Raw genomic sequence first — 25,576 nt, forward strand, 5'->3', positions numbered from 1 at the left:
CAACTGCGGGAGCAGCCGGCCGAACCCACGCGCCCGGCTCGCGTGCGGGCCCTGCGAACGGACTCCGGGTGCGGGCGTACTCCTTGGATGGGACACGGGCCTTCCGGACGAGCCCGCCACCACGGGTCTTCCTTCAGGCGTCGTCGCTGTAGAGGCGTCGGTCGAGGTCGGTGGCCCAGTCCAGCGCCCAGGCGCGGAGGACGGCCGTTTCGGGGGCGGTGAGGCCGTAGGCGGTGAACTCGTCGTCGTCGGTCCATTCCGCGCCGGCGAGGCGGTCGCGGAGGTCGGTGAGGCGGAACTCGTCGCGGCCGTGGCGTTCGCCGAGCCGTTCGAGTTCGCTGCGGGTGCGGTGCCGGGAGGCCGCGTGGACGTCGATGAGATCGCGCGCCGTGCCGCGGTCGGCCAGGGCCCGGACCTTGGTGCCGATGACGGAGTCGAGGGCGAGGACCGGCCCGTACTCGGTCCGGGCCGGCGGGGTCCAGAAGTGCTCCTTGAGGACGTCGACCTCGCAGCGCTCGCCGGTGGCGGGATCGGTGACCACGAGGCGGGCGGAGAGCGGGTCCACCCCGATGATCTCCACACGCCAGCCGCGTGCGGCCAGCCCGCGCTCCAGGCCGGCGGCGATGTCGGCCATGGGGGCGGGGTTCTCGGTGGCGACGTCGAGGTCCTGGCTGACGCGTTCGACCAGGCCGTGGGCCTGGACGGCGTACCCGCCGGCGAGGACGAGGGGGTACGGGGAGCCGATGTCGATCACGGCGTTCAGGAGCCGGCGGTGCAGACCGCTGAGCTTCACGCCGCCGCGGACCCGGACGCCGGTGCCAGCTCGGGGAAGGATTCCTCCCAGACCTGCCGGACGTGCCGGCTGACCAGCGTGCGCAGGACCGGCCACTGGGCGGCGAGCAGGTCGCGGTTGAGGAGCTTGACCAGGTCCTCGTGCTGTCCCTCGGCCAGGACCGTGCGGTACAGGCCCATCCGCAGGCGCGGCCGGTCCAGGTCGTAGGAGCGCAGCCCGGACCAGGCGACGTGCAGTGGCAGCTCGACCACGCCGTGCTCGGGCCCCGCGAGCTCATCGAGGGCGGCGGGCAGCCTGCCCGCGTACCGGGCGCGCAGCACCTCGGCCGCCGACGGGCCGGGGGTGGGGGAGTACGGCGTGACCATGCCCCTGATTATCCCGCGTCCCGCCCGCCCCCGGTACCGCAGACGCGTCATACCGCTCACTGGTGGGCTCGGCGACAAGCGGGAACCGGGTGCCGCCGACTTCCACTACGGCGAGATGATCACGATGACCACCGGCGTACGGCCCGGTCAATCCGGACGGGCCCCTACCGCGAGCGTCTGGCCTCTGACCGGTTCGAGGAGTCCCTGCGCTGAAGCGATTGTCACGGACCTGCTTGCCACTACCGTGTTCGAATGCCGATGCGAGGTGCCGGGGATGCAGGGTACGCCGAGGACGACTGGGCAGAGCTCTTCGTGGGGATCGAGGCCCTGGCCGCCCTGCCGTCGATGCGGCGGGCGTGGCTGCACGGGCTCAGCCACATCGCGCCGGCGGACATGCTGGTCCGGCTGTTGGGCGTGGTGAACGGCCTGGCAGCGACCCGGGAGTTGCCGGCCGAGGTCGTCGACGCCGCCATCGCACACCCCGATCGAAGGGTCCGCTTGCAACTCGCGGAGTTCCAGAGGGGCATGAGCATTGACCAGTGGGTGCGCCTGATCGCCGGCGAGCCCGGTGGCGCCATCCGCCGCCGCTTCCAAGCCCTGGCCGTCTGGCACGCCCCGAAGGTGACCGGGGCCGAGTTCCAACGCTGGGCCCGCGACCCGGATCCGCGGATCCGCCTCCAGTGCCTGTGGTTCCGGGGGCTTCCGGAGCAGCTCGCCGCAGCCCTGGCCGCCGACCCCGATCCGGAGGTGCGCGCGGAGGCCTGCGGATACGCCTGGCGGCATCTGGACGCGGGCCGCCGGTCCGAACTGGTCGACGACCCCTCGCCACAGGTCCGGGACGTCGCCCGTCGGCGGGCCGACTCCGACCGGCCGATGTCGCGGACGGACTTCGACGCCCTGACCACGACGGACCAGTGGCGCGTGGCAGGTTCCCAGCTGCTCGATCGGGACCTCGCCGAACACCTGGTCCGCCACCCGGACCGCGGACTGCGCGGCACGCTGGTCGGGAACGAGCGCCTGGACGCGGACCTGATCACCGTGCTGGCCCAGGACGACGACCCCCAGGTGCGCGTGGCCGTGGCCGTCCGACCCGACACCACCGAAGAGCTGCGCGCCGCGATCGGCGCCGGACTGCCCGCCTACGCCGCCCACTGGCGCGTGGACTGGGTCGAGGAGCTCCACGACGACCCCGGGGCGATGCGCCGCCTGGCTTCCTCCGCGAGCGTGGGCATCCGGCGCACCGTCGCGCGCGCCCGTCACCTGCCCGCCGACGTCCTGGAGCGCCTCGCCCACGACGGCGACCGCCAGGTGCGGTCCAACCTCGCCGGCTTCTGCGAGGACGCCCCCGCCGAGCTGCTGCTGGAGCTCGCGCTGCGGCGGCCGCAGCCCTTTCTCGCGCTCAGCCATCCGAACTTCCCCCGCCACACCCTCCTGCGCTTCGCCGACGATCCCGACCCCATGCGGCGCCGGCTGGCCCTCGACGCCCCGGACTCCAGCAGCGGCCTCGCCGAGCGTTTCGCCGACGACCCGCACGAGCCGGTGAGGGAACGCGCCGCAGCCGACCCCCGGCTCTCGCCCGCCACCGTCCTACGACTGCTCGACTCCACCCCCCGGACCCGCCAAGCAGCCATCAGGAACCCGCGACTCCCCATCCCCGCCCTCGTCCGCCTGCTCCGCGACGCGGACACCGCCGAGGCCGCGGCCGGCAACCCGGCGCTCCCGGCGACGGTCATGGGCCGGCTGATCGACCTGGCCTGCCACACGGAATGACCGGGACCAGGGGAATCTCCCCCGTGCGGGGGAGACAGGCCGGTCCCGGCGGCCGACGTGCCCCGAGGACGGTGCGGGCAGAGTTTTCCCAGGCGGGACGCGGTGGGCGTGCCGGACGAGCACCAGACCTCGGGGGAAGACATGACGACGGCAACGGCAACGGCTGCGACGGCGGTGGGGCGCGGTTGGCGGCACGCCTGGGCGGGCTACGCGGCGGCGGGGGCGGCGGTCGCCTACGCGGCTCCGCACTTCTGGTGGGGTGCCGGAATCGGCGCGACGTTCCCCGGGGACTTCGCCTCCGCGCCGCACGGCACCTGGGAGGCCGCCATCGGGTACTGGGTGATGGGCGCCGTGGCGGTGGCAGGCGCCGTCGTCGCGCTCGCCCTGGTCCGCCCCTGGGGACGCCGGCTCCCGCGCCGTACGCTCTGCGCCCTGTCCCTGACCGCCTCGGTCGGCATGACCCTGTGGGGCTTCACCTACTTCGCCATGCAGGGCCTGCTCGCCGCGGGCAGGGTCGTCTCCGCCCCCGCCTTCGCCGCCAAGGACGCCCACCCCCAGGCCGCCTGGGGCCTCTTCTGGTACGGGTTGTTCGTCCTGTGGGGGCTGATGCTCGGCCTGGCCGCCCGGAAGAGACTGCGCGGGGGCGAGGACCAGGACGTCGTGTCCGGGTGATCTCGCTCGCGGCAACCATGCCTCATGGGCCAGACTGCGACCCATGAGGTCCACAGACATACCGGCCGACACTCAGGGCACCGGAGTCGATGCCGACTCTTCCGTACAACGGCAGGCCCACCCGTGAGCCCCGACCTGCCCGAGTTCCGCTATCACCCCGACCCGGTCACCAGCGGCTCCGTCCGCGAGAGCACCGAGACCTGCGCATGCTGCAACCGCACCACGGGGTGGATCTACACCGCGACCTTCTACACGGCACAGGACGTCAGCGGGAGCTTCTGCCCCTGGTGCATCGCCGACGGCAGTGCCGCTGAGCGGTTCGAAGGTCAATTCACCGACTCGTACGGGCTCGACGGCGTCAGTATGGAGACCCTGGCGCAGGTCACCCACCGTACCCCCGGTTTCCACGCCTGGCAGGATCCGCGCTGGCTCGTCCACTGCAAGGACGCAGCCGCCTTCATCGGCGAGGTCGGCTACGCCGAACTGGCGGACCACCCCGAGGCACTCGACCAGCTCCGGTTCGACCTCCGGATGGGCGGCTGGCACGACGCGGCCCAGCTCGAGGGTTTCCTGACCCGTCTCGGGCAGGGGGCGAGCGCCATGCTCTTCCGCTGTACGGTCTGCGGTACCCATCTCGCCTACGCCGACGGTTCATAGCCACGGCACAGCTCGGCACGTCCCTCCGCTGCAAGGGATCCGTACGACCGGAGCCTACGCGCGCCGTACGCCCCCACGGAGAAGGAGACCCCCGTATGACCGGCACCTGGCTGCCGCCCGAGCAGTACGTCAAGACCGTCGCGAACGCCACCAGCTACGCGGCGCTCTACTTCACCGACACCGCGGGCCGCCCGGTCCAGCTCCGCGCCGCCGTCGACGCGGGCAACTGGCAGTGGCCGGGCGGCAACATGGACCACGGCGAGACACCGTGGGAGTGCGCCGTACGGGAGTGCTTCGAGGAGACGAGGATCTCCTTCGCGGGGCCGCAGAGGCTCCTGGCCGTGCACTTCATCACCCAGGGCGCGGACTGGCCGCTGAACAAGTTCGGCGTGGTCTTCGACGGCGGACACCTCACCGAGGACCAGATCAGCAGCATCACCCTCGACCCGACGGAGCACACCGAACTCCGCGTCCGCACCCTTGAGGAATGGGAGCGGACCATGCGCCCCGACAGCTTCGCCCGCCTCAAGGCGACCGACACCGCCCGCCGAACGGGCACCGTCGCGTATCTGGAGCGGTAGCCCGCCCCCACCGCCGCATGCCGGGGGGAGTCGGTCTTGGCGGGGTTAGAGTTCTCTCCTCAGGCTGTTGGTGTGGGAGGGGTGGGGGGCCGTGGCCGTGGAAGCCCGTGTGCGGACTCGTGTTTCGGCGTACGCCATCGCGGTGGAGGGCGAACGGCTGCTCCTGGCCCGCCTGTCGGACGCGTCACCGATCTTCACTCCGGGGTTGTGGCACCTGCCGGGCGGAGGCGTCGATCCGGGCGAGCAGCCCGTGGAGACGCTGGCCCGTGAGCTCCGGGAGGAGACGGGACTCGAACTCGCCGCCGCTCGGCTGCTCGACGCGCGGACGTACGCGGTCCAGCGGCGAGGCGTGAGCTGGAACCTCACCGCGTTGTTCTACGCCGTCGACCTCAAGGCCGGGGCGCCGACGGTGGTCGAGGCCGACGGTTCGACCGACGCGGTGCGCTGGATCCCCGTGGCGGGCCTGCGGGACCCCATGTTGTCGCCGGCAGCGGCCGACGCCCTTCGCATGCTCGGCCTTCAGCAGGGGGACGTGGACACCGGTCGCGGGCACCGCGACACGTGACCGACGGAGGGGGCGCGGACCGGATCCCATGACCGCGCCCCGACCCCCCCCGTCCCGCCATGTCCGTCCCGGGCGAGCCGTGATCCCGTCAGGCGAGGGCGCGGACCACCGACCACAGAAGGCGTTCGTTCTCCGGGGCCGCGCCGCCCGGGAAGGCGTGCCGGCGGCGGGTGTAGCCGTACGCGAACCCCTGGCGGGGGTCGGCGAGGCCGAGGGAACCCGCGGCCCCGCTGTGGCCGAAGGCACCCGCGCCGAGGGCGGGGAAGCTGGGGCCGTAGCTCTGGAAGCCGAGGCCGAACGCCTTGGCCGTGCCGCTGACGAGGTCCTGGCCCGCGGAGTGGATCCGGGAGAACTCGGCGGCCGTGTCCGGCTTCAGCAGGGGCCCCCGCCCGTCCAGACCGAAGGCGGCGGCCGCGTACAGGCCTGCCAGACCGCGTGCCGAGCCGAGCCCGCCCGCCGACGCCTGGCCCCCGGCGCGCACGGCACGCGAGTTGGGGAAGTCGTACAACTCGACGTTGCCGGGGGCGTGTACGTTGAAGGCGATCCCGCCCAGGCCGTACGGGCTCGCGGCGGCCGCCTCGATCTCGGCCGTCTGCTCCGGCGTCGGCAGCATCGGCAGCGTGCTCAGGAAACGCGGCTCCTCGGACTCCGGCAGACCCAGCCACAGATCGAGCCCGTACGGAGCGCGGACCCGCTCCTCGTACCAGGAGTGGAGCGTGCGCCCGGTGGCCCGGACCACCACCTCGCCGACCAGGGCGCCGATCACGAGGGCGTGGTAGCCGAAGAACCGCCCCGGCTGCCAGAACGGGCGCTGTCCCGCCAGGCGGGCCGCGATCGCCCGGTCGTCGGCCAGCTCCTCCGCGGTGAACCCGGCGTCCAGGCCGATCACCCCGGCCCGGTGGGCCAGCAACTCGCGCAGCGTGACCCCGCCCTTGCCCTCCGCGGCGAAGTCCGGCCAGTACGAGGCGACGGTCCGGTCCAGGTCCAGGAGGCCGTCCTGCACCAGCAGCGCCGCCACCAGGTAGGCCGCGCCCTTGGTGGACGAGAAGACACCGAGCAGGGACTCGGCGCCCACCCCCTCCGACCACAGGTCCACCACCCGCTCGCCACCCCGGTACACCACCAGCTGCGCGCCCGGCGCGTGCTCCTCGGCCGCGAGGAAGGCGTCGAACTCCTCCCGTACCCCTTCGAAACCGGCGACCACCGTGCCGTGGACTGCCATGAACCCCTCCCGGACCACCGTGTTGATCTTGTGGTCCGGGGAACCCGCCGCCCCACGCCGCTATTCCCCGGCTCCCCAAGGGTTGCCCCGGGGCCGCAGCCACGGGCAGGTGGGTACTGCCTCAGGATGTGGCTGTGGATGACAGGTGGGAGGCACGGCCCGACAGCGACCGGCCTCAGCGGACCCCGAACCCGTATCTGGGGGTGGGGCCGCTGTGTTTCGGCATGACCCCGACGAGGTATCGGCCGTACTCGCCGATGTGTTTCGTCTACTGAGGAGCTGCCCCGTAAGTGATCTCCGGGTTGACGGAGACGTCATCGACACCCCTTAGGGGGTGTCCGGCGGATCAGGGCCGGGCCCGGGACGCCGGACACCCCCTAGCCCCCGCAGCTCGCGAAGGCTTCGCCGGAGCCGCCGCCCCGGTCCATCGGCTTCCTCGGCGGGCGGGTCAGCAGGCCGCTCTCCTCGGTGAACCGGGGGAGCTGGGCGCGGAGTGCCGGGGCGCCGAACAGGGCGACGCTCAGCAGCAGATCGTCCGGTAGGCTCCCGGTCGCCCCGCGGACTCCCGCGTGGTCGCGGCGCAGCCGGGCGAGCAGTGCCGACCCGCGCAGGGTGCGGCGGGGCCACACCCACAACGCCACCGCGCCCGCGTCGGCGAGGAGGCCGAGCCCCACCCAACCCGCCGCGGCCCGCCCGCCGCACCCCGCCCACCGCCGCGCAGCAGCCCGGTCCGACGGGGGAGAGCCGCCGGTCCAGCGGTTCGGGACCGGGGCGGCTGCCCGGGCGTAGGCGCAGAACGGCGGCGATGAGCAGCAGCAGCCACGCGACTCCCGTCGGCACGGCGTTGACGACGAGCACGGAACCTCCCCCTCCCAGGGACATCAGCCTGCATCCGAACCGCGTCTTGCGCCAGGGTCACGCCGGAACCCGTGGCCGGTGGACCGCCCGGGTGGCGGCAGGCGGACGGTCCCTCAGATGGCGGTGGAGAGGGCCGTGTCGCGCCACCGGTCGAGTTCACGCCGTACCAGGTCCAGCTTCGCCTCGACGCGTTCGACCGCGTCCGCGCCCAGTTGCAGGCGCAGCGGCGGCTCGGCGGACTCGGTGACGTCGACGATGGCCCTGGCTCCCTTCGCCGGGTCGCCCGGCTGGAGGCCGTCGTTCGCGGCCAGTGCCTCGCGCACCGGTCCCGCGCCGACGGCGTAGTCGGCGATGGCCGCCGGTTCGACGCGGATGCTGGAGCTGCTGAGGAAGTCGGTGCGGAAGCCGCCCGGCTCGATGACCGTGACGTGGATGCCGAGCGGGGCGAGCTCGCCGTGCAGTGCCTCGGAGATGCCCTCCAGGGCGAACTTCGACGCGCCGTACAGGCCGACCGCCGGAGCCGTGGCGAAGCCTCCCACGGAGCCGATGTTCACGACGTGTCCCGACCGCTGGGCGCGCAACGTCGGCAGGGTCGCCCGCAGCGTGTTGAGCACGCCGAACACGTTGACGTCGAAGAGGTTCCGAGCGGCCTCGTCGGAGGTCTCCTCGATCGCGCCCACGAGACCGTACCCGGCGTTGTTGACCACGACGTCGATCCGGCCGAACTCCGCCAGTCCGGCCTCCACCGCGGCAACCAGCTGCTCCGGTTCGGTCACGTCCGCGTTCACCGCCAGCAGCCCGTCCGGCTTCTCCGGGTACGCCTTGAGCAGCGCCGACACGTCCCGCGCCGTGGCGATCACGCGGTGCCCCCGACCCAGCGCCTCACGGGTGATCTCCGCGCCGAGCCCGCGCGATGCCCCGGTGACAAACCAAACGCCCATGTTCTCCCACAATCCGATCGTCCGACTGGCTGATGGTTCGAGGCTAGAAGCTAGAGTCGGGTCTAGATCAACAACTCTGTGACGGGGGTCACTCGTGGACTTGGGCATCGGTGAGGTGGCGCGGCGCAGCGGGCTGAGCGTGCACGCGCTGCGGTTCTACGAGCGGGAGGGCCTGTTCGCCAACCCGGTGCGCCGCCTGTCCAACGGACGTCGCGTCTATCACGAGGAGGACGTGGAGTGGCTGGCGATCTGCACCAGGCTCCGCTCCTCCGGCATGCCGCTGGCGATGATCCGGCAGTACGTCGAACTGGCCCGGCAGGGCCCCGGCAACGAACACGCCCGGCTGGAGCTGCTGCGCCGGCACGAGAGCTGCGTGGAGGCGCAGATCCGGGAGCTGCGGGAGACCCTGGACGTGATGCGGTACAAGGTGCGGATCTACGAGGACCACGTCGCCCGCGGTGAGGCCGACCGGCTCTGGAACCCGTCCCGCCCGGAAGCCGCCGGGGCCGGCGTCAGCCAGGAGCGCCGGCCGTCGGAGGGGCGGGGGTGAGCGGGTCGCCGTTCGGCTCGGTCTCGTTCGGGAAGCTCCACCACGGCTCTCCCTGCGGGGTGAGGCAGGGGGTCTTTCCGTCCGTTCCTCCGCCGTGGTCGAGCGCGTCGGCGACCGCGGTCAGGTAGACGGCCAGGGAGGGCCAGCCGTCGTCGAAGTGGCCGGCGTCGTCGTGTGGCGCACTGCCCAGGCGGCCCCGGCCGGGCCCTTCGCGCATGTCGATGACCTGGGAGTCGCCGTCGCTCTGCGCCCAGGGGATCCACTGCGGGTGCCACCAGGGCTCGTCGTCCTCGCCGTCCCCGTGGGGCTCCGTCAGATCGGGGTCGTCATCGGCGATCTCGACGCACATCCGCCAGTGGGCGAGCATCCCCGCGACGGACATGGGCGGCGGGCCGGGGAGCAGGTTGGCCCACTGGGTGATCCCGTCGTGGCAGGCCAGCGATTCCAGGAGGTCGGCGGGGAAGCGTACCCCCATCGCCTGCTGCGCGGCCTCGACTTCGGCGGGGTCGGCCGGCGGTGCGAGCAGTGCGTACGAGGCGGGGGCGTGCCGGCGCGTCCAGGCGTCGATCCTGGCCCAGGAGCGGGCCACGGGCTGCGGGGCGGGGAAGGTCAGCACCCTGAGCAGGAGCTTCAGGCCGCGGAGCCAGTGCAAGTACTCGTCGGTGTCGGCCCAGAGTTCGCGCAGCTCGGAAGGCTCGGCTTCGACGCGGTGCAGGGCGCGGACGGCGATCTCCCGCAGGCCGGCCGGGAGTCGGGGGAGGGGCAGGTCCGGCCCGTACGGGCTGGTGACGGGCCGCCCTCCGGGGCACTGGGCGGCGACGAGCGCCGCGGCCGCCACCGCTTCGACCGCCAGGTGCTGGTCGAGGGGGTCGTCGGCGTCGAGGACGCGGACGAGCGCGTCCCGCACGAGGCCGGGCCGCTCTGCCTCGGAGGCCTCGTCGAGGGAGCCGCAGAAGTCCGCCGCGGTGTCGCTGTCGAAGGGGCCGACGTCCCAGGTACCCATGGAGCTCCTTGAGGTGGGGTGCTCAGGGATGGTGCCAGACGGTACCGACAACACCGGGGCTGGGAGCAGACGTCGCGGGTGGCATGGCTCTCAACGACCGTTTCCCGTCAGAGGACGGGAACCTCGGGCCTGAAAGTTGGTCACGGCACGTATGGTTCCTACATGTAATTCGGCGATCGAACGTCCGATCCCGGGAGCATGCCGGTGCGGTTACCCCTCCCCGAGACTCTCCGGCGCCTGGTCGCGCTGATCGGAGAGCGGGCCTGTCAAGAGCGGAACTGCCGAGAGTGCAGGAACCGGCGGGCCGGACGGCACCGGAGGAGCGCACGGTCCGCCGTACCGGGGCCACCGCAAGGAAAGGATCCGCCGGCAGGCGGCCACTACAGAAAGCCTCACATGTCACACACAGCCAGCTCGGGTCGGTCCACCGCCATCGTGATCGGTGCCGGCGCCGCCGGGCTCCTCGCCGCCTCCGTCCTCGCCGAGTTCGCCGACGTCACGATCATCGAGCGCGATACGCTGCCCGCCGGCCCTGAGGACCGGAGAGGGGTGCCGCAGGCCCGCCACGCGCACCTCGTCTGGAGCGGCGGTGTCCAGGCCTTCGAGGAACTCCTCCCCGGTTTCGTCGACAGCGTCGTCGCCCAGGGCGGCCGGCTGGTCCACATCATGGGTGACATGGTCTCCCGGGCCCCGAACGAGGTCTGGTTCCGCCGCTTCGACAGCACCCACCACCGCAACCTCGTGTGCTCGCGCAACCTCCTCGACCACGTCCTGCGCGAGCGCGTCCTGGGCGACCGCCGCATCACCGTCCACGAGAACTCCGCCGCCGAGTGCCTCGAAGGCGGAGCGGGACGCGTTACGGGGGTCAGCGCGCGGATCGGCACCGCGACGCGGACCCTGTCCGCCGACCTGGTCGTCGACGCCTCCGGGCGCGGGTCACGTGCCCCGGCCTGGCTCGAGGCCCTCGGCCTGCCCCCCGTCACCGAGCGGCAGGTCGACGCGGGCGTCGCCTACGCCACCCGTGCCTTCCGGTCCCCCGGCACCGCCGGCGAGGGCTTCCCGCTGGTCAACGTACAGGCCAACCCGGCCAAGGCCCCCGGTCAGGGCGGCATCGTCCTCCCCGTCGAGGACGGCCGGTGGATCGTCACCCTCTCCGGCACCCGCGGCGGCGAACCCACGAAGGATCCCGACGCCTTCACCGGCTTCGCCCTGGGCCTGGGCGACCCCGTCATCGGCGAGCTCATCAAGGACGCCGAGCCCCTGGGCGAGGTGGTGACCACGCGCAGCACCGCCAACCGGCGCCGGTACTACGAGAAGATGAAGGACTGGCCCGACGGGTTCGTCGTCCTGGGCGACGCCGTCGCCGGCTACAACCCCGTGTACGGGCACGGCCTCACCGTGGCCGCGCAGTGCGCCCTCGCCCTCAGGGACGTGCTGGCCGCCGCTTCCACCGGCCTCACCGCCCCCGGCACGGCCCGCCGCGTGCAACGCGCGGCAGCCCGGCCCGTCTCCGGCGCGTGGGACCTGGCCGTGGGCCAGGACGCCGGCTACCCCGGCGCCAGCGCCACACCGCCCAAGGCCGTCGAACGGTTCCTCACCCGGTTCGTCGACCGCGCGGTCGAGACCGCCGCCCGCAGCCCCCGGGCGCTCGGAGCCCTGCTGGACGTCATGAGCCTGGAGAAGCCCGCCACACGGCTGTTCTCCCGCGACATGCTGGTGCCCATGCTCTTCGGCGCGAAGGAACCGCACTTGCAGGGGCCTCCGCTGAGCGATGCCGACCGGAAGGCCGCCGCCGTCCCCGGCCAGGACCCTTCCTGCCGCGTCGCGTGAGGGCCGGGCCACCGCGGAACACCCGGACAGGAGCCGCCGGCTCACTGCCACTGCTGTGGCAGTTCGGCCGGAGATCTATGAGCACCTGCCACGACTGTGGCAGCATCGGCATCGCAGCTGCCGCACCAGCGGCTCTGCCTCCCCGGGCGGCGCCGGGGTGATTCGTCCTGCGCGGATTCGGGAGACCAGCCGGTGACAGCAGACTTCTCCGTACCTGCGGCGACCGCCTCGCAGTTGGCCGAGGCGGTGGAGCGGGTCGTCGACCTGGGGGCCAAGCTCGGCCGGAGCCGCGACGAGGTGCTGGTCCCGGAGGAACTGCACTTCGCCTCCGGGGTTCCCCTCGACGTCGTACGGGCGCTCCTCCAGGGGCGTTCGGCCGGCGAGCCGGACATCCACGAGCGGTTCCGGCAGCGGCTGGACCTCCTCCACGGCACGTGCCTCAAGGAGAACGGCCGGAAGTTCTCGCACGGCGAGATCGCCCGGCAGAGCGGCATCTCCCGGCAGCAGGTACAGGCACTGCTCGGCGGAGACCGCCGACCGACGATGGACCACTGCGCCAGGCTGGAGCGGTTCTTCGGGCGGCCGGCGGGCTTCCTCCAGTCGGAGGACACCGAGGCACTGAACTGTGCGCTGGCCGTCGTGGAGAAGTCGCTGCTCCAGCAGTACCAGGAGCACAGCGAGCGCGGCCTGACGAAGGCCCTGGCCGGCGCCGGGCGGCCGAGTCTGTACGAGCGGCACGGCGTCGACGGCATCGCCCTGCGCGCGGCCCTGCTGCCCGATCAAGGGCGCACCAGGCTGCTCGAGTGGCTCGACAACTACATGGACGAGCGTGCGGCCGAAGGGGAGCAGGGTCAGGCCGGCGACACGCGCTGAGGCGTGCTGCCGGCCGGCACGTGCCGGGCAGCTCGGAGGGCCCGCCCTTCGCCGGCCGCGGCGCGGAGTGTGTGAAGCGGTCGGCTGAGTGCGGGGGGCAGGGCAGACCGGTCGTGCGGAATCCGCCGGGGCGCGAACGCCCGCCCGGCGGACAAGGGCATTGGGGAGAAGCGTGTTCAAGCAGCGGGATGTCCGGCAGGCCGTCGGCGCCCTCGTGGAACAGAGGAACTTACAACACGTGGTCGCGTCGGTCCCACTGATCGCGAAGGTCGACTCGCCGTCCTCGATGGCTCCTCGGGAACCGGCGGGTGGGGCGAGATGAGCAACGTCTACTACTACCTTCCCGCCGCCCTCCTGCTCGTCTCCTTCGCGATGAGGGTGCCGGGCCTCGTACGCCACTGGCGCGACCCCCTGGTCCGCTCGGTGGGCGTCGTGATTCCCGTGGGCGCCGTGGTCTTCTTCTTCGCCGCACCGCTGACGGTCTCCCGGGTGAACCAGCTCACCGGCGTCGCCAACTTCTCCGCTCCGCTGGTCTTCGCGCTGGTCACGGCCGGAAGCGCCAGCGTGATCGTCCTGATGCTGACGTGGCGGGGAGGACCGGACGAAGAGCGCCGCAGGGCCACCCGCTGGTGCGCCGGCGTCTACGGGGCGGTCATCGCGGCGCTGCTCGCGCTGTTCGCCCTGGGAGACGCGCCCGACGAACGCCTGCGGGACTTCGACACGTACTACGCCACCGCGCCGTTCCTCCGGGAGATGATCGTCCTCTACGTCCTGGCGCACGCGGTGGCGACCGTCGTGCTGTCGGTCCTGTGCCGGCGCTGGGCACGCGAGGTCGTCGGCCTGCTGCGTGCCGGACTCGTCCTCATCGTCGCCGGAGGAGTCCTGAACCTGGGATACGCCGTGCTCAAGCTCCTCGCTGTCGGCGCCCGATGGGCAGGCCGCGACTGGGACGCCGTCAGTACGACCGTGGCTCCCTCCCTGGCCGCCCTGGCCTCTCTGCTCCAGTGCGTCGGGTTCGCCCTGCCCGCGGTCGGTCAGGGCCTGGTGGCGTGGTGGCGGCGGCGGTCGCGCTACAGGAGGCTCGGTCCGCTGTGGGAGATCATGCGCGCCGTGATTCCGCACGAGCTGGTGCGCATTCCCTGGTGGTCGTCACTGAGCAGGCGCCACCTGCGGCGGACCTGCGACATCCGGGACGGCCTGCGGCTCCTGGCCCCCTACCTCGAACTCGGCGCGGGGCCGGACGAGCGGGCGCTCGAAAGGGGCCCCGGCGCGCTGACGCCGGAAGCGGCGGGCCGCGCGGCGCTGGTCATCGCCGCGTTCGATTCCCTGCGCACCCAGCCCGGCGACGGTGACGGCAGCCTCAAGTCCCTGACCGAGAGCGACGACGGACTCGTACGGTTCTCCGACGCGGTACGGGCCGTGTCGCTGCTCGGCGGAGCCGTGCGGCAGCCGGTGCCCTCGGTCCCGCCTGGGATCCCCGCCTCCAGGGACGTTCCGCCGGCCCGCTCCGGCCGGGCCGAGTGACCCGCCGCCACGGCCCGCCAGGGGACGCGGGCCGGTGCGTCCCACCCCCGCCGGCGAAAGCGCCGCCTGCCGGCGGCTCGTAGAGACCGCAGAGACCGTAGAGAGCAGTCACATGCCCGAGCCGACCACCACCCGGATCCGCGCCGATGTCCGAACGGTACGCCGGCGCGCCGTCGTCATCGGCGGAGGCCTGGCCGGGATGCTTGCCGCCGCCGCCCTGCGCGGTGCGGTCGACGAAGTCCTCGTCGTCGAGAACGACCGGTTGCCGAACGGGCCGTTTCCCCGCAAGGGACTTCCCCAGGCACGCCACGCGCACATGCTCTGGAGCGGGGGAGCCCGCGCCGCCGAAGCCCTCCTGCCCGGGATCACCGACCGCTGGCTGGCCGCCGGAGCGAACCGCATCCCGGTCCCCACGGGCATGGTCGCGCTCAGCGGTCAGGGCTGGTTCAGGCGCTGGGACCGCGAGACCCACTTCGTGATCGGGTGCAGCCGCGATCTCCTGGACTCCGTCGTGCGCGACCTCGTCCTGTCGGGAGGGGGAGTGACCGTCCTTCAGCGCGTCCGGGCCGAGGGCCTGACCGGCAGCGCCTCCCGGGTCACCGGGGTAAGGGTCCGCGACGCGGACGGCCGCCACCGGACCCTGGAGGCCGACTTCGTCGTCGACGCGAGCGGGCGGGGCTCGCGGGCCCCCCGGTACCTGGCGGACCTGGGGGTGCGCCCCGCACCCGAGCGCTGCGTGGACCTGGGCCTGGTGTACGCGACCCGTGTCTTCCGCGCCCCGGCGGGAAGCGCCGGTTTCCCCATCGTCAGCGTGCACGCGGATCCCCGCGGCGGGTGCCCCGGGCAGAGCGCCAGCATCCTGCCGGTCGAGGACGGCCAGTGGATCGTCACGGAGACGGGTACCAGGGCGGGCGAGCCGGCCGGTGACGCCGAGGACTTCGAGGCCTTCGCCCGCAGGCTCCGTCATCCCGTCGTCGGGGAGATCATCTCTCGGCTGGAGCCCCTCACCGGCGTGACGGTCAGCAGGAGCACGCACAACACACGCCGGTACTTCGAACAGGTGCGGGACTGGCCCGAGCGGTTCGTCGTCCTGGGCGACGCCCTTGCCGCGTTCAACCCCGTGTACGGGCACGGCATGTCCGTCGCCGCGCAGTCGGCCGCCGTCCTCCGGGAGAAGGCCCGGGCCCGCGGCGTGGACGCCCCCCATCTCGCGCGACAGGTCCAGAGGGCCATGGCGAAGCGGGTCGACGCGGCCTGGGACCTGGCCACGGGACAGGACGTCTTCTACCCCGAAGTGCGGGGCGGCAGCCCGAACCGCAGGGACAGGATCCTGGCCCGCTACGTGGAGCGCCTGGTGCGGACGAGCTGCGGCAGCTTCGCCATGGTGAAGGACCTCACCGACGTCACCTCCCTCCAGACCCCGCTCGCCACGCTGGCCAGGCCGAGCGTCCTGCTGGGAGCCGTACGAGGCCCCCGCCGCCCGCCCCTGACCGGCCCGCCCCTCACGGCTCGCGAGCTCGCCCTCGTCCACGCCCCGGCGCCCTGGTCGTAGGCGAGGCCGCTACGCGTGGTGGGGAGGCAGACCGGACCGGCGGATCGGAGCACCCAGGACGTCATCGATCTCCGTTGACACGACATCGAGGAGACCCTGCCCGAACAGACACAGCGACTCCTCCCAGGGATGACCGAAGCTGCCGGTCAGGAAGTCCCCTGAAAGGTAGATGTAGTAGTCGCCGTCGGGAAACGGGCTCAGGGGCCACCGCGCCTGGTCGGAGCCGCGGACGAGATGGGGCGAGAACCGGAACGAAGTGTGTTGCCAGTCCAGCGCGAACAGCGTGCCCTGGGGAGGAACGCAGACCGTCAGTCCCTGCTTGACCACCTCAACGAGCCGGTCGAGACGCTCATGGCCAGGGTCGTCGTCCAAGGAGGCCAAGCTCCAGGTGACGGAGTCGAGGGGCTCCTTGATCGCCGGCCATGTGGTCGGGCTCATGCCGGGCCGAAAGGCGAACTCCGAGTAGAAGCGGTCCCATGCGTCGCGGTACTCCGCTTCCGAAAGCCGGACCACAGGTTCATTCATCACCCGCAGAGCCTACCGATCAGCCCCTCGGCCGACGAGCGAGCAGCCGTTCGGAACTCCGGGCGGAGAAGGGCCCGCACCGTGTCGACGAGGGCGGCCATGGCCAGTGCCGGGTCGAGCGCACGTCTGATCGCGGCGGCCCGGGCCGGCGGCGGCTTCTAGGATCTGCGGCATGGCAACACGACTTGTACAGATCAATATGAAGGCCCAGGACGACTCCGCGCTCGGCCGGTTCTGGGCGGAGGCACTCGGCTGGGGTGTCGACAGCGAGGGGCCCGGCGTGACCAACCTCGAACCGGTGGGATTCGCCTACCCCGACCCCGTGGCCGTCTGCATCGACATCATCGCCCGCCCGGAACCCAAAACGGTCAAGAACCGGGTGCACGTTGATCTGGCAACCACCTCGACCGCCCATCAGGCGGAGTTGGTCGAGCGTTTGAAGGAGCTCGGCGCGACGCTCGCCGACGTGGGTCAGGGCGACGTCCCCTGGACGGTCATGGCCGACCCGGAGGGCAACGAGTTCTGCGTCCTGGAGCCCCGCCCGGTCTACCGGGACACCGGGCCGATCGCCGCGGTGGTGGTCGACTGCACCGACCCGCGGGAGATGGCCCGGTTCTGGGGCGAGGCGATGGACTGGACGGTGCACGAGGTCACCGACGACCACGCGACCATGCGTTCCGCCAAGGGTGTCGGCCCCTACCTGGAGTTCCTCCGCACCCCGGACACCAAGACCGTGTGGAACCGCGTCCACCTCGACGTCTGCCCCTACCCCGGTGACGACCTGGCAGCGGAGGAAGCCCGGCTGCGCGCCCTGGGCGCCGCCGACCCCGGTATCGACCAGTCCGCCATCTCCTGGACGGTTCTGGCCGACCCGGAGGGCAACGAGTTCTGCCTCCTCTCCCCTCGCTGACCGCTGACCGCTGACCGCTGGCTGACCGCTGACCCGGCTCCGGCCGTTGCCGGGTCAGCGGTGCCCGCAAGACCCCGGCGCCCGCGGAGGCGCCGGGGGAGCCTTGAGGGCCCTGCACCGCCGCCGGGTTGGTGAGCCTGTTGCGGGTCGGCGACGGACAGTGTTGGCTTTGGATCATGACCGGCGACCGTGCCGGGCATGGTGACCAGGGGGGAATCACTTACATGCGTGCTCACCGAGTCCGTGGAACCGCGGCTGCGGTTGCCGTGTCCGGCGCGGCAATCGCCGGCATCGCGCTCGCGACCGGCATGGCCCAGGCCGACTCCACGACGCCGGCTCCGATATCGAGCCCCACGTGCGCGTCGCCGGTGCCGACGTACACGCCGAGTCCGACTGCGGTGCCGACGCACACGTCGGTTCCGACGTACAAGCCGAGTCCGACGCGGGTTCCGACGTACACGCCGAGTCCGACGCGGGTTCCGACGTACACGCCGAGTCCGACGTACACGCCGGCTCCCACGTACACGCCGAGTCCGACTGCGGTTCCGACGTACACGCCGAGTCCGACGTACACGCCGGCTCCCACGTACACGCCGAGTCCGACGGCGGTGCCGACGTACACGCCGGCTCCCACGTACAAGCCGACTCCGACGGCGGTGCCGACGTACACGCCGGCTCCCACGTACAAGCCGACTCCGACGGCGGTGCCGACGTACACGCCGGCTCCGACGCCGAGCCCCACGTGCACGCCCGCTCCGACCTCCACGCCGGCTCCGACGCCGAGCCCCACGTACACCCCGGCGCCGACCCGTGTGCCGGTTCCGACGGCGACCCCCACGGGTGTTCCGCCGACTTCCGCGTACCCGATGGTGAAGTAGAGCGGGGCCGAGGAGACCCCGGCCGAGCGGGCCCGGGGTCTTCCTCGCACGGAGGAGGTGTGCGGGGGCCCTCGGGACCGTGAGGTCGTGGTCCCAGGGCGGGTCCGCGGCAGGTCGCGCAAGCCCCTGATCGGGTGCGGCGCGGTGGCGACCACTCGAACGTGTGGGTTCAAGAGCGGGCAGGCAGGCGGCTACTGCCCCGCACGCCGAGTCCGTATTCGCGTTCGAGGGATTCGCCCTTCCGGGGCCGTTACGGGCGTAGAACCGGGGCGTTCTTGGAGCACCAGTGCCAACCGGCCGCCCAGATGGAGGACACCGTGCATCCCGAACCCGTTCCCGCCCCTTGCCGCCTCGGATTCGAACAGCGGCGGCGGACCTCCCCCGCCGCCCGCCCCGCCGAACCGCAGCGGTCCGGCGTCCGCGCGCACCGCTCCGTACGACCGGATACGAGGTGGGCGGCATGAGCGAGCCCACCGAAGCGGCAGCGGCCCGCACCGTGCCGGGGCCGCGCTCCGCCCCGCCGCCCGCGCCCCTGCCCCTGCCTCCGGCGGCGGTGCCCGCCGGGCCGGAGGCCGGCGACATGACCGACGGGCTGGAAGAGGCGTACTGGTCCGTCCACGACGGCGCCGCCGCGAGCGCCACCGTACGCCAGGTGCTCGTCCGCCTCCCCAGGATCACCGCCCTCATCGGCCGGCTCGCCTGGCAGGCGGACCGCCGGGCCACCCTCGTGGCCGTCGTCTGCCAGCTGGCCTCCGCGGCCATGACGGCCTTCGGCCTGATCGCCTCCGTCAGGGTCCTCCAGCACCTGTTCGCGGAGGGCCCGACCCCCGACCGGGTTCGCGCCGCCGTCCCCGAGATCGTCCTCGTGGCCGGCTTCCTCGCCGCCCGGGCCGTGCTGGAAGCAGCCGTGGCGGTGGCCCAGGCACGCGTCACACCCAAGATCCGCACCGCGCTGGAATGCGAGTTCCTCCGCCTCACCGCGCACGTGCGCCTCGAAGCGGTCGAGGACGCCGACTGGCACGACGAGGTCCACCGCGCCAACGACCGCGGGCTCTTCTACGCCCGCATGATCGTCGGGCAGGTCGTCTCCCTCGCCGCCGCGGCACTCGGACTCGTCGGCACCGCCGGCGTGCTCGGCGTCCTCCACCCGGTCCTCCTCCCGCTGCTGTTGCTGTCCGTCCTGCCGGTGGGCGTGGCCGCCGTGAACAGCGCGCGGGCCCGGTTCCGTTCCTTCAAGCGCTGGAACGCCCTGCAACGCCGCATCCGGGTCTTCTCGTGGCTGCTGCTCGACGTGGACGCGGCCGCGGAGCTGCGCTCCGACACCGCCCAGGGCGCCCTGCTCGACGAGCACCGCCGCCTGACCACCAAGATCGCCGAGGAGGACACCCGCCTCGGCGTGAGCTCAGCCCTGCTCAACCTCGCCGGGCGAGCGGTGGGCGGGACCGGCACCGGCATCACCTACGCGGCACTCGCGGCCATGCTGATCGCCGGCTGGCTGCCCCTGGCCGCGGGCGCCGGCGCCGTCCTGGCCATCCAGGCCGGGCAGTCCTCCCTCACGCGGCTCATCGAGGTCGCCCACCTCGTCTACGAGCACGCCCTCTGGGTCGACGACCTCCTCGCCGTCCAGGAACGCAGCCGCCGCCTCCTGCCCCGCACCTCCGACGTGCGGGCGCCGGACCAGGTGGAGGAAATCACCGTCCACGACGTCCACTTCACCTACCCGGGCAAGGACACACCGGCCCTGAACGGTGTCTCCTTCACCCTCCGCGCCGGGGAGACGGTGGCGTTCGTCGGCCTGAACGGGTCGGGGAAGTCGACGTGCGCCAAGCTCCTGGCCGGCCTGTACGAGGCCCAGCGGGGCAGCGTGAGCTGGGACGGCGTCGACGTACGCGAGATGGACGCCCAGTCGGTGCACCAGCGGGTCGCCTGCGTGCTGCAGGACCCCGTCCGGTTCCCCTTCAGCGCCCTGTCGAACATCACCGCCGGCGCCGGCACGCTCACCGAGGCCGACCCCCGGCGCGCCATGGCCGCCGTACGGGCCGCCGGCGCCGACGCGGTCATCGCCGCGCTGCCCGGCCAGTGGAAGGCGCTGCTGTCGAAGCGGTTCAAGGGCGGCCAGCAGCTCTCCGGCGGGCAGTGGGCGAAGATCGCCGTGGGCCGGGGGCTGTACCAGGAGGCGGTGCTGCTGCTCCTGGACGAGCCGACGGCGAGCATGGACCCCCCGTCCGAGCACGCCGTGTACGAGGCGGTGCTGCGCGGCCGGCTGCGCCAGGACCAGATCACGGTGCTGATCTCCCACCGGCTCGCCAGCGTCGTCGACTGCGACCGGATCCTCGTCTTCGACGGCGGCCGTATCGTCGAGTCCGGGTCCCACGACGAACTCATGGCCCTGGACGGCGACTACGCCGCCATGTTCACCCTGCAGGCCAGCGGCTACCGGTCCGGCTCGGCCGGCAGCCGCCGCACGGAAGCGGGGCGGTGACGAGCGGAGCCGTGCGGGCCCACGGCCGCCGACGTCGATGAGACCGGGGCCGGCCGCCCCCAGCGCCGCTGGCGGGCGGGCGGCCGGCCGGCCGGTGCGAGCGTACGAACGTGCCGCTGTCGGCGGCGGCTGGATACTCTGGCCAGTGCCCTACCGGGAGGACACCGTGATCACACGAGACTGGCCGCAGATGAGCCGCGAGGCCTTCGAAGCCATCGCGGAAGCCGCCGCGCAGCACGACGTCAAGCTCGAACTCATCAACGGAGAACTGGGAGTCAAGCCCGTGCCCGACGGCGACCACGGCGAGATCATCATGTGGCTGCTGGAGCACTGCATGCGGCAGCGCCCCGACCTGCGCCTGTACCCGGAACAGGGCCTGCGCGTCGAGACGTACGGGAACGGCAACGCCCGCCCGGACGGCGTCCTCGCCCCCAAGGGGTACTTCGCGGGCCGGGGGGAGTGGGCGGGCGCGGAGGGCGTCGTCATGGTCCTCGAAGTCACCTCCTACGACGCGAAGACCGACCAGCGGGACCGCCAGGACAAGCCGCGGGCGTACGCGGAGCAGGAGATCCCGGTCTACCTCCTCATCGACCGCGACAACGGCTCGCTGGTCCTGCACGCCGACCCGGTGAACGGCAGGTACCACACCCAGACGTTCTTCTTCGGCGACACGGTACGGATCCCGGAGCCGGTGAACATCACCCTGGACGACACCGACGTCCTCAAGAACCACGTCCGCTGACCCCACGCCGGAACGTCGGGAACACCGCCCCGCGCACGGTCGCCCCTCCGGTGTTCCCTAACCTCCTCCCATGAGCATCGGCGTACACATCCCGGAGTACCTGCAGGACTGCGAACCGGTCGCGAGTGAGGACCTCGCGCGAGACCCCGCGTTCTGGCTCGCCCATGTCCTGTTGACGATGGGCGATCCCGGCGATCCGTCCGAGCCGTACGGTGTGGACGCGTCGGCCTTCGACGCGATGGTGGATCGCCTCGGTGACCCCGAGCAGCCCTGGCCTGTCCTGCGGGTCTGCTTCGACGGTGGGCACATCGTCTATGCCGTCTACGCCAACTGGGAGGACGAGAACAGCGTCGACTTCTTCATCCGCCATCCCGGGTGGGGGCGCCTCGGCCATCTCGGCCAGTGCGGCGCCGACGAGGCCGGCCCCGGCCTGTCCTGGACGGAGCTCCTCGCTGTCGCCGCGAGCACGCAGGAAGGCGGCGAGGGCTTGACCGATCCGTCCGAGCGCCTTCTGCTCCTGCTGCCCATGCTCGGCGACGCCGACATGCCCGGCGATGCGCGTGACACCGTCGCCCGCGCGCTGTCCCACTGCGGGATCCGCGCGGAAGCCGCCGGCGGTCTGGCCGCGATCCTGCTGGGGGAACAAGACCCGGCCACCGGACCCCGGTGGGCCCCGACCGGCGACAACCCGATCGCCGTGTGCTCATCCCCGTACAGCCCCCGCCAGGTACCACTCGCCCTCGGGATCACACCCGGCCAGGCCCAGGCTCTGGCCACCGCCCTCAGCGGTCCGGCGCCCCGGTAAGGGGAGGCTCAGGCTCAGCACGTACGCGCTGTCCTGGGCTGCGGGGTGCGGACGATGCCTCGTGGGCGGCCTGCTCGCCGGTGGAGGCCCTTCGGTACCGCAGCCGTGTTCATGCCCGGTCCGGCGGTTGTTCCGCGTCGCCGAGGAGCCGGGTCGCGGCGGCTTCGAGTTCAGCGCGAACCACCCGCCGGCATTCCAGCGGTGCGCACACCTCGAAGGGAAGGCCGCGGATCTCGCCGGACAGGAGCACCTGGAGGTACTCGGGGCCGCCGGCTTCCTCACGGCCCAGCAGGATTTCGACGGTGAGCCGGGTCCCGTCAGCGATCCGCGGCGATCCGCTCTGAGGTTCACCGTCGACCAGTACGAACTCCTCCTCGTACCGGCCTTCGGGCGCGGAGGCCAGCAGCCACCGGGCGAACTCGGCGGCCCGTGGTGCGCCACCGAGCAGGGTCGTGCGTCCGATGAAGTACGCGCCGGAGCACCAGGTGCCGTCCGGATCCCTGCCGACCGCCAACCACAGGTCGTCGACGGGCGTGCCGGGGTAGTGGCTGCCGCGCCACCCGAACCGAAACCCGGCCTCCTCGTGCCTGCCGGACACCATCACCCCGCCCCCTCTCCCTCTCCCTCTCCCGAGCCGCGGTTGGCGGCTCGCCTCCGGACGCTCCGGCACCGTCTATTCGGCGGTGGCGGCGGTCCTCGCGTCGACCTCGGCGAAGAAGGCGTCGGCGATCGACCGGTTGCGCCCGGCGTCCGTGAGCGGCTCGCCGAGGATGCGGCCGGCGAGGTCAGTGGCCAGCCCGAGGACGTCCTCGCGAAGCTCGGCTTCGGCGATGACCCGGTCCGCCGCGAGCCGTACGGAAGAGGCCGCGACCAGTTCGTCGCGCGCCCGCTGCCCCTCCGCGCGTACCGCGGCGAGCAGCGCCGCACCCTCTTCGATGGCGGTCTGGCGGATCCGCGAAGCCTCATGACGGGCGGCGGTCAACTCGGCCTGGTACACGGCCAGAACGTGCCGCGCCTCCAGCTGCGTCTCCTCGGCCAGTCCCAACGCGCCCTCGGTGGCGGCCTCACGCGCCGCGAGCGTCTTCCCGATCCGTGGAAGCAGGACCTTCGCCACGATGGCGAAGACCGCCAGGAAACAGAGCAGGGCGAATATGAGGTCCAAGAGATTCGGCTTCAAAGGTCCCATGATCTGATCATATGTGTGCGCCTTGCTCCGCCTGGGTCGTGGCGTTGCCGGAGCCGCGCGTCGGCACCGGGACCCTGATCTCTTCGAATTCGCCGCAACGGGCCCCGCGTCGGGGTCCGCGGTCGTAGGCTTTATTCGCTGATCCACCCTCAGTCCCTCCGCGGCCCGCCGGGACCACCGAATTCGAGGCCCCGGAGCACCGGGTCCGCGACACAGGAGGGGACTCCCATGAGGGCAGGACAGCAGGCGTCGGCGACGGCGAAGGCCAGGAAACGGAAGGCGTGGCGGAGGATCATCGCCGCCCGTGTCCGCGAGTGGGCCGGACCGGTGTCGACGGTCTCGTACAACGCGTGGCGGACCGTCCGTGACGTGATCGGCGGGGGACTGTGACCCCGGCCCTGCTGCTAACCAGTCAGCAGGCCCGGGGCCACCGCCGATAGCGCTGAGACAGGGCCCTTGGTGCGGGAACACCGGGGGCCCTCCCCAGCCCTATCCCTCGACAGCACGTGAAAGTGACTGACGAGTGCTTCGACGGTACCGGAGGCCGGCACTTGATGTCAGAGCCTCAGCCGAAACCGGTCCACGGAAGTCCATTGCGGTCTTCGCCTGCTTCGTACTCGTCTGACCTGCGGCGACAGGGGCTGTTGGTCGGTGGCGTCGGGGAGGCTGGGGCACGGAGGGCGCCGACCGTGGGACGGCGCCCGCCGGCACCGTCTCCGAGTGGAACACCCGGCCGCAGGCCGACGCGCTCGCCTCACCCGAGGGACGATTCCGGCGGAGACGGGGCGCCGACATCCCGTCGGGGTTTGCAAAGCACCGGCCGCCGAGCCGCGTCCCCGCCTGGAGCGTGTAGTTGCTCGAATGGCCACAGCCCGATCCGGGCCCGTTCCTGAGCCGGATGGGGTCCTTCACGCTGGTGCCCCCGGGGCCGTTCACGACGTTGTTGTCGTAACACGCCATGGCGCCCGTGAGGATGCGTCGGATGTTCACAGTTCTCCCTGGTCTCGTTCCGGACCGTCGCCTCGTCGGCGACAGGACTGTGCTCGGATCCGCGGGGCCGCGGCGAGGGGCCGGGCGCCGCGCGGGGTGTGTCCAGATTGCTGCCGAGCCCGGGCGGCCGGCTTGTACGAAGGCGCACTCCTTCCCGAGAGTCGACCGAGGCGCACACCGGTACGAGTCCCAGGCGGAGGTTGGAACGTCCATGCAGCCGAGGATCAGGAGCGAGTGCGTGGAGCACCGCGCTTCCGGGCGATTACGGGCCCAGGTGGTGCTGTACCGGGGCCATCGTGTGGCCCGGCCAGGGCCCGCAGAGCAGGCTGCGCGCGTGCCACGGGCGGTTGTCCGCGAAGGAACTGGCCGCCGCCACGGGGTGCGGCAGCCGGCGGTTGCAGGTGCTCTTCCGCGACCTCGCCGGACTCACCCCCACCGTGCGCCCTCGCCGAGCGCGCCGCTTCCCGGGGCAGGGCTCCCGTCGACGGACGGCTGCTCGATGTCTTCGACCACCGAAGCCGCGCGGTCAGGACCAGATCGTTCGCCGATGCCGCTGACGGATCAGGGACGTTCCGCGGCTTCGACGAGGTCTGGCCTCCTCGCGGGTGCGCCACCCCGAAGCTCAGCCCCGTACGGCGCCGGTCAGCGGGGCCAGCACCTGCCATCCCATCGTCTCGTACAGGGCCCGGCCCTCCGGGGTCGCGACCAGCACCCCTTCCGTGGCGCCCCGGCCGGCGGAGATGTCGGCGAGCGCGTGCATCACCAGGCGTCCCAGACCGCGGCGTTGATGAGCGGGGTCGGTCTCCACCTGGTCGACGACGAAGGCGGGGCCGGCGAGGCCGGCCTGGCCTCGCGCGGCGAAGGCGCCGCCGGCGGTGCGGACCAGGACGCGGACGACGCCGCCCCGGGTCCAGGTGTCCAGGCGGTAGCCGTCGGCGATCTCCGGCGGAGCCCCGGGCGGGGTGGTGCGCGGCGGGGCGGACATCAGGAAGCCGGGTCCGCCGGCCAGGGACCAGCCGGGCCCGAGCCAGGGTTCGACCACCTCCGGCGGCACGGGGGCCTTCAGCCACACGCCCGGTGCGGCCGGGTTCTCGGTGATTTCACGGACGGCCGTCTCGTCGGCGGTCGGCAGCACGTGGCGCACGACATGCCCGGGGAGGCCGACGTCGATGGTGAAGCCCCAAGGCGTGGGCACGGGGTCGGCCGCGCCGCGCGACACGGTCCAGCCGTGGATCCACGCGTGTACGGCTCCGGCCGTGTCGTAGGCGTGCGGGAGGGCGGGAGGCGCGTAGGTGCCCATCA

At 72.5% G+C, this 25,576-nt stretch carries 26 protein-coding genes; 15 read left to right on the plus strand and 11 right to left on the minus strand.

Annotated features, from left to right (window positions below):
• Positions 1 to 133: 133 nt before the first annotated feature.
• Together ACZ7IF_RS16790 and ACZ7IF_RS16795 are read right to left on the minus strand one after the other, a co-directional pair.
• Positions 134 to 793, minus strand: coding sequence for a nucleotidyl transferase AbiEii/AbiGii toxin family protein (locus ACZ7IF_RS16790; protein WP_470971598.1), 660 nt, complete (start codon positions 791 to 793; stop codon positions 134 to 136).
• A complete protein-coding gene (locus tag ACZ7IF_RS16795; protein ID WP_470971605.1) occupies positions 790 to 1,158 on the minus strand; it encodes a hypothetical protein in 369 nt (122 codons plus the stop codon). The genes ACZ7IF_RS16790 and ACZ7IF_RS16795 overlap by 4 nt, the downstream gene beginning before the upstream one ends.
• Before the next feature lie 252 nt (positions 1,159 to 1,410).
• On the opposite strand from ACZ7IF_RS16795, the gene ACZ7IF_RS16800 reads away from it, so the two are divergent.
• The 5 genes from ACZ7IF_RS16800 to ACZ7IF_RS16820 all read left to right on the plus strand — a co-directional run bounded on the left by ACZ7IF_RS16800 (position 1,411) and on the right by ACZ7IF_RS16820 (position 5,403).
• Positions 1,411 to 2,928, plus strand: coding sequence for a PE-PGRS family protein (locus tag ACZ7IF_RS16800; protein WP_470971610.1), 1,518 nt, complete (start codon positions 1,411 to 1,413; stop codon positions 2,926 to 2,928).
• 141 nt (positions 2,929 to 3,069) lie between these two features.
• Positions 3,070 to 3,600 (plus strand): DUF3995 domain-containing protein, encoded by a 531-nt coding sequence (locus tag ACZ7IF_RS16805; RefSeq protein WP_470971615.1) that lies wholly within the window; start codon positions 3,070 to 3,072, stop codon positions 3,598 to 3,600.
• 123 nt (positions 3,601 to 3,723) lie between these two features.
• Positions 3,724 to 4,257, plus strand: a complete 534-nt coding sequence (locus tag ACZ7IF_RS16810) for a CbrC family protein (RefSeq protein WP_470971620.1) — start codon at positions 3,724 to 3,726, stop codon at positions 4,255 to 4,257.
• A 95-nt stretch (positions 4,258 to 4,352) separates the two neighbouring features.
• Complete coding sequence (locus tag ACZ7IF_RS16815) at positions 4,353 to 4,838, plus strand: NUDIX domain-containing protein (RefSeq protein WP_470971624.1); 486 nt, start codon at positions 4,353 to 4,355, stop codon at positions 4,836 to 4,838.
• Between the two features lie 109 nt (positions 4,839 to 4,947).
• Positions 4,948 to 5,403, plus strand: a complete 456-nt coding sequence (locus ACZ7IF_RS16820; RefSeq protein WP_470971631.1) for an NUDIX hydrolase — start codon at positions 4,948 to 4,950, stop codon at positions 5,401 to 5,403.
• Positions 5,404 to 5,491: 88 nt separating this feature from the next.
• Here ACZ7IF_RS16820 and ACZ7IF_RS16825 read toward each other — a convergent pair whose 3' ends face one another.
• The 3 genes from ACZ7IF_RS16825 to ACZ7IF_RS16835 form a co-directional block, all read right to left on the minus strand.
• Complete coding sequence (locus ACZ7IF_RS16825; RefSeq protein WP_470971637.1) at positions 5,492 to 6,625, minus strand: serine hydrolase domain-containing protein; 1,134 nt, start codon at positions 6,623 to 6,625, stop codon at positions 5,492 to 5,494.
• 377 nt (positions 6,626 to 7,002) lie between these two features.
• A complete protein-coding gene (locus tag ACZ7IF_RS16830) occupies positions 7,003 to 7,299 on the minus strand; it encodes a hypothetical protein (protein ID WP_470971643.1) in 297 nt (98 codons plus the stop codon).
• Between the two features lie 297 nt (positions 7,300 to 7,596).
• A complete protein-coding gene (locus ACZ7IF_RS16835) occupies positions 7,597 to 8,424 on the minus strand; it encodes an oxidoreductase (RefSeq protein WP_470971648.1) in 828 nt (275 codons plus the stop codon).
• A 94-nt stretch (positions 8,425 to 8,518) separates the two neighbouring features.
• On the opposite strand from ACZ7IF_RS16835, the gene ACZ7IF_RS16840 reads away from it, so the two are divergent.
• Positions 8,519 to 8,974, plus strand: coding sequence for a MerR family transcriptional regulator (locus tag ACZ7IF_RS16840; protein WP_470971653.1), 456 nt, complete (start codon positions 8,519 to 8,521; stop codon positions 8,972 to 8,974).
• Here ACZ7IF_RS16840 and ACZ7IF_RS16845 read toward each other — a convergent pair.
• Positions 8,937 to 9,977, minus strand: a complete 1,041-nt coding sequence (locus ACZ7IF_RS16845; RefSeq protein WP_470971659.1) for a DUF4259 domain-containing protein — start codon at positions 9,975 to 9,977, stop codon at positions 8,937 to 8,939. The genes ACZ7IF_RS16840 and ACZ7IF_RS16845 overlap by 38 nt on opposite strands.
• 396 nt (positions 9,978 to 10,373) lie before the next feature.
• On the opposite strand from ACZ7IF_RS16845, the gene ACZ7IF_RS16850 reads away from it, so the two are divergent.
• From ACZ7IF_RS16850 to ACZ7IF_RS16865, 4 genes are all read left to right on the plus strand, one after another.
• Positions 10,374 to 11,807 (plus strand): NAD(P)/FAD-dependent oxidoreductase, encoded by a 1,434-nt coding sequence (locus ACZ7IF_RS16850; RefSeq protein ID WP_470971666.1) that lies wholly within the window; start codon positions 10,374 to 10,376, stop codon positions 11,805 to 11,807.
• A 192-nt stretch (positions 11,808 to 11,999) separates the two neighbouring features.
• Positions 12,000 to 12,680 carry a helix-turn-helix transcriptional regulator gene (locus ACZ7IF_RS16855; RefSeq protein WP_470971670.1) on the plus strand — a complete coding sequence of 227 codons (681 nt, stop codon included), beginning with the start codon at positions 12,000 to 12,002 and terminating at the stop codon, positions 12,678 to 12,680.
• A 318-nt stretch (positions 12,681 to 12,998) separates the two neighbouring features.
• On the plus strand, positions 12,999 to 14,204 hold the full coding sequence (locus ACZ7IF_RS16860; protein WP_470971674.1) for an MAB_1171c family putative transporter: 1,206 nt from the start codon (positions 12,999 to 13,001) through the stop codon (positions 14,202 to 14,204).
• A gap of 112 nt (positions 14,205 to 14,316) precedes the next feature.
• Entirely contained in the window at positions 14,317 to 15,756 is a 1,440-nt protein-coding gene (locus ACZ7IF_RS16865) for an FAD-dependent oxidoreductase (protein ID WP_470971677.1), read from the plus strand.
• 9 nt (positions 15,757 to 15,765) lie between these two features.
• Here ACZ7IF_RS16865 and ACZ7IF_RS16870 read toward each other — a convergent pair whose 3' ends face one another.
• On the minus strand, positions 15,766 to 16,281 hold the full coding sequence (locus ACZ7IF_RS16870; protein WP_470972142.1) for a DUF2716 domain-containing protein: 516 nt from the start codon (positions 16,279 to 16,281) through the stop codon (positions 15,766 to 15,768).
• Between the two features lie 172 nt (positions 16,282 to 16,453).
• On the opposite strand from ACZ7IF_RS16870, the gene ACZ7IF_RS16875 reads away from it, so the two are divergent.
• The gene (locus ACZ7IF_RS16875; protein ID WP_470971680.1) at positions 16,454 to 17,191 is read left to right on the plus strand and encodes a VOC family protein; all 738 of its coding nucleotides are present in this window, start codon (positions 16,454 to 16,456) and stop codon (positions 17,189 to 17,191) included.
• A 232-nt stretch (positions 17,192 to 17,423) separates the two neighbouring features.
• Here ACZ7IF_RS16875 and ACZ7IF_RS16880 read toward each other — a convergent pair whose 3' ends face one another.
• Positions 17,424 to 18,119, minus strand: a complete 696-nt coding sequence (locus ACZ7IF_RS16880; protein WP_470971683.1) for a hypothetical protein — start codon at positions 18,117 to 18,119, stop codon at positions 17,424 to 17,426.
• A gap of 410 nt (positions 18,120 to 18,529) precedes the next feature.
• Here ACZ7IF_RS16880 and ACZ7IF_RS16885 point away from each other — a divergent pair, with 410 nt between their 5' ends.
• The 3 genes from ACZ7IF_RS16885 (at position 18,530) to ACZ7IF_RS16895 (ending at position 22,098) form a co-directional block, all read left to right on the plus strand.
• Positions 18,530 to 20,551 carry an ATP-binding cassette domain-containing protein gene (locus ACZ7IF_RS16885; protein ID WP_470971687.1) on the plus strand — a complete coding sequence of 674 codons (2,022 nt, stop codon included), beginning with the start codon at positions 18,530 to 18,532 and terminating at the stop codon, positions 20,549 to 20,551.
• Positions 20,552 to 20,717: 166 nt separating this feature from the next.
• Entirely contained in the window at positions 20,718 to 21,293 is a 576-nt protein-coding gene (locus ACZ7IF_RS16890; RefSeq protein WP_470971691.1) for a Uma2 family endonuclease, read from the plus strand.
• Between the two features lie 70 nt (positions 21,294 to 21,363).
• Complete coding sequence (locus ACZ7IF_RS16895; protein ID WP_470971693.1) at positions 21,364 to 22,098, plus strand: hypothetical protein; 735 nt, start codon at positions 21,364 to 21,366, stop codon at positions 22,096 to 22,098.
• Between the two features lie 109 nt (positions 22,099 to 22,207).
• Here ACZ7IF_RS16895 and ACZ7IF_RS16900 read toward each other — a convergent pair whose 3' ends face one another.
• On the minus strand, positions 22,208 to 22,699 hold the full coding sequence (locus ACZ7IF_RS16900) for a hypothetical protein (protein WP_470971696.1): 492 nt from the start codon (positions 22,697 to 22,699) through the stop codon (positions 22,208 to 22,210).
• A gap of 72 nt (positions 22,700 to 22,771) precedes the next feature.
• Positions 22,772 to 23,284 carry a F0F1 ATP synthase subunit B family protein gene (locus tag ACZ7IF_RS16905; protein WP_470971698.1) on the minus strand — a complete coding sequence of 171 codons (513 nt, stop codon included), beginning with the start codon at positions 23,282 to 23,284 and terminating at the stop codon, positions 22,772 to 22,774.
• A gap of 228 nt (positions 23,285 to 23,512) precedes the next feature.
• Here ACZ7IF_RS16905 and ACZ7IF_RS16910 point away from each other — a divergent pair, with 228 nt between their 5' ends.
• Positions 23,513 to 23,674, plus strand: a complete 162-nt coding sequence (locus ACZ7IF_RS16910; protein WP_470971701.1) for a hypothetical protein — start codon at positions 23,513 to 23,515, stop codon at positions 23,672 to 23,674.
• Positions 23,675 to 24,896: 1,222 nt separating this feature from the next.
• Here ACZ7IF_RS16910 and ACZ7IF_RS16915 read toward each other — a convergent pair.
• The gene (locus tag ACZ7IF_RS16915) at positions 24,897 to 25,574 is read right to left on the minus strand and encodes a GNAT family N-acetyltransferase (RefSeq protein WP_470971705.1); all 678 of its coding nucleotides are present in this window, start codon (positions 25,572 to 25,574) and stop codon (positions 24,897 to 24,899) included.
• Positions 25,575 to 25,576 lie beyond the last annotated feature (2 nt).

Source organism: Streptomyces sp. NPDC037421 (assembly GCF_055602105.1).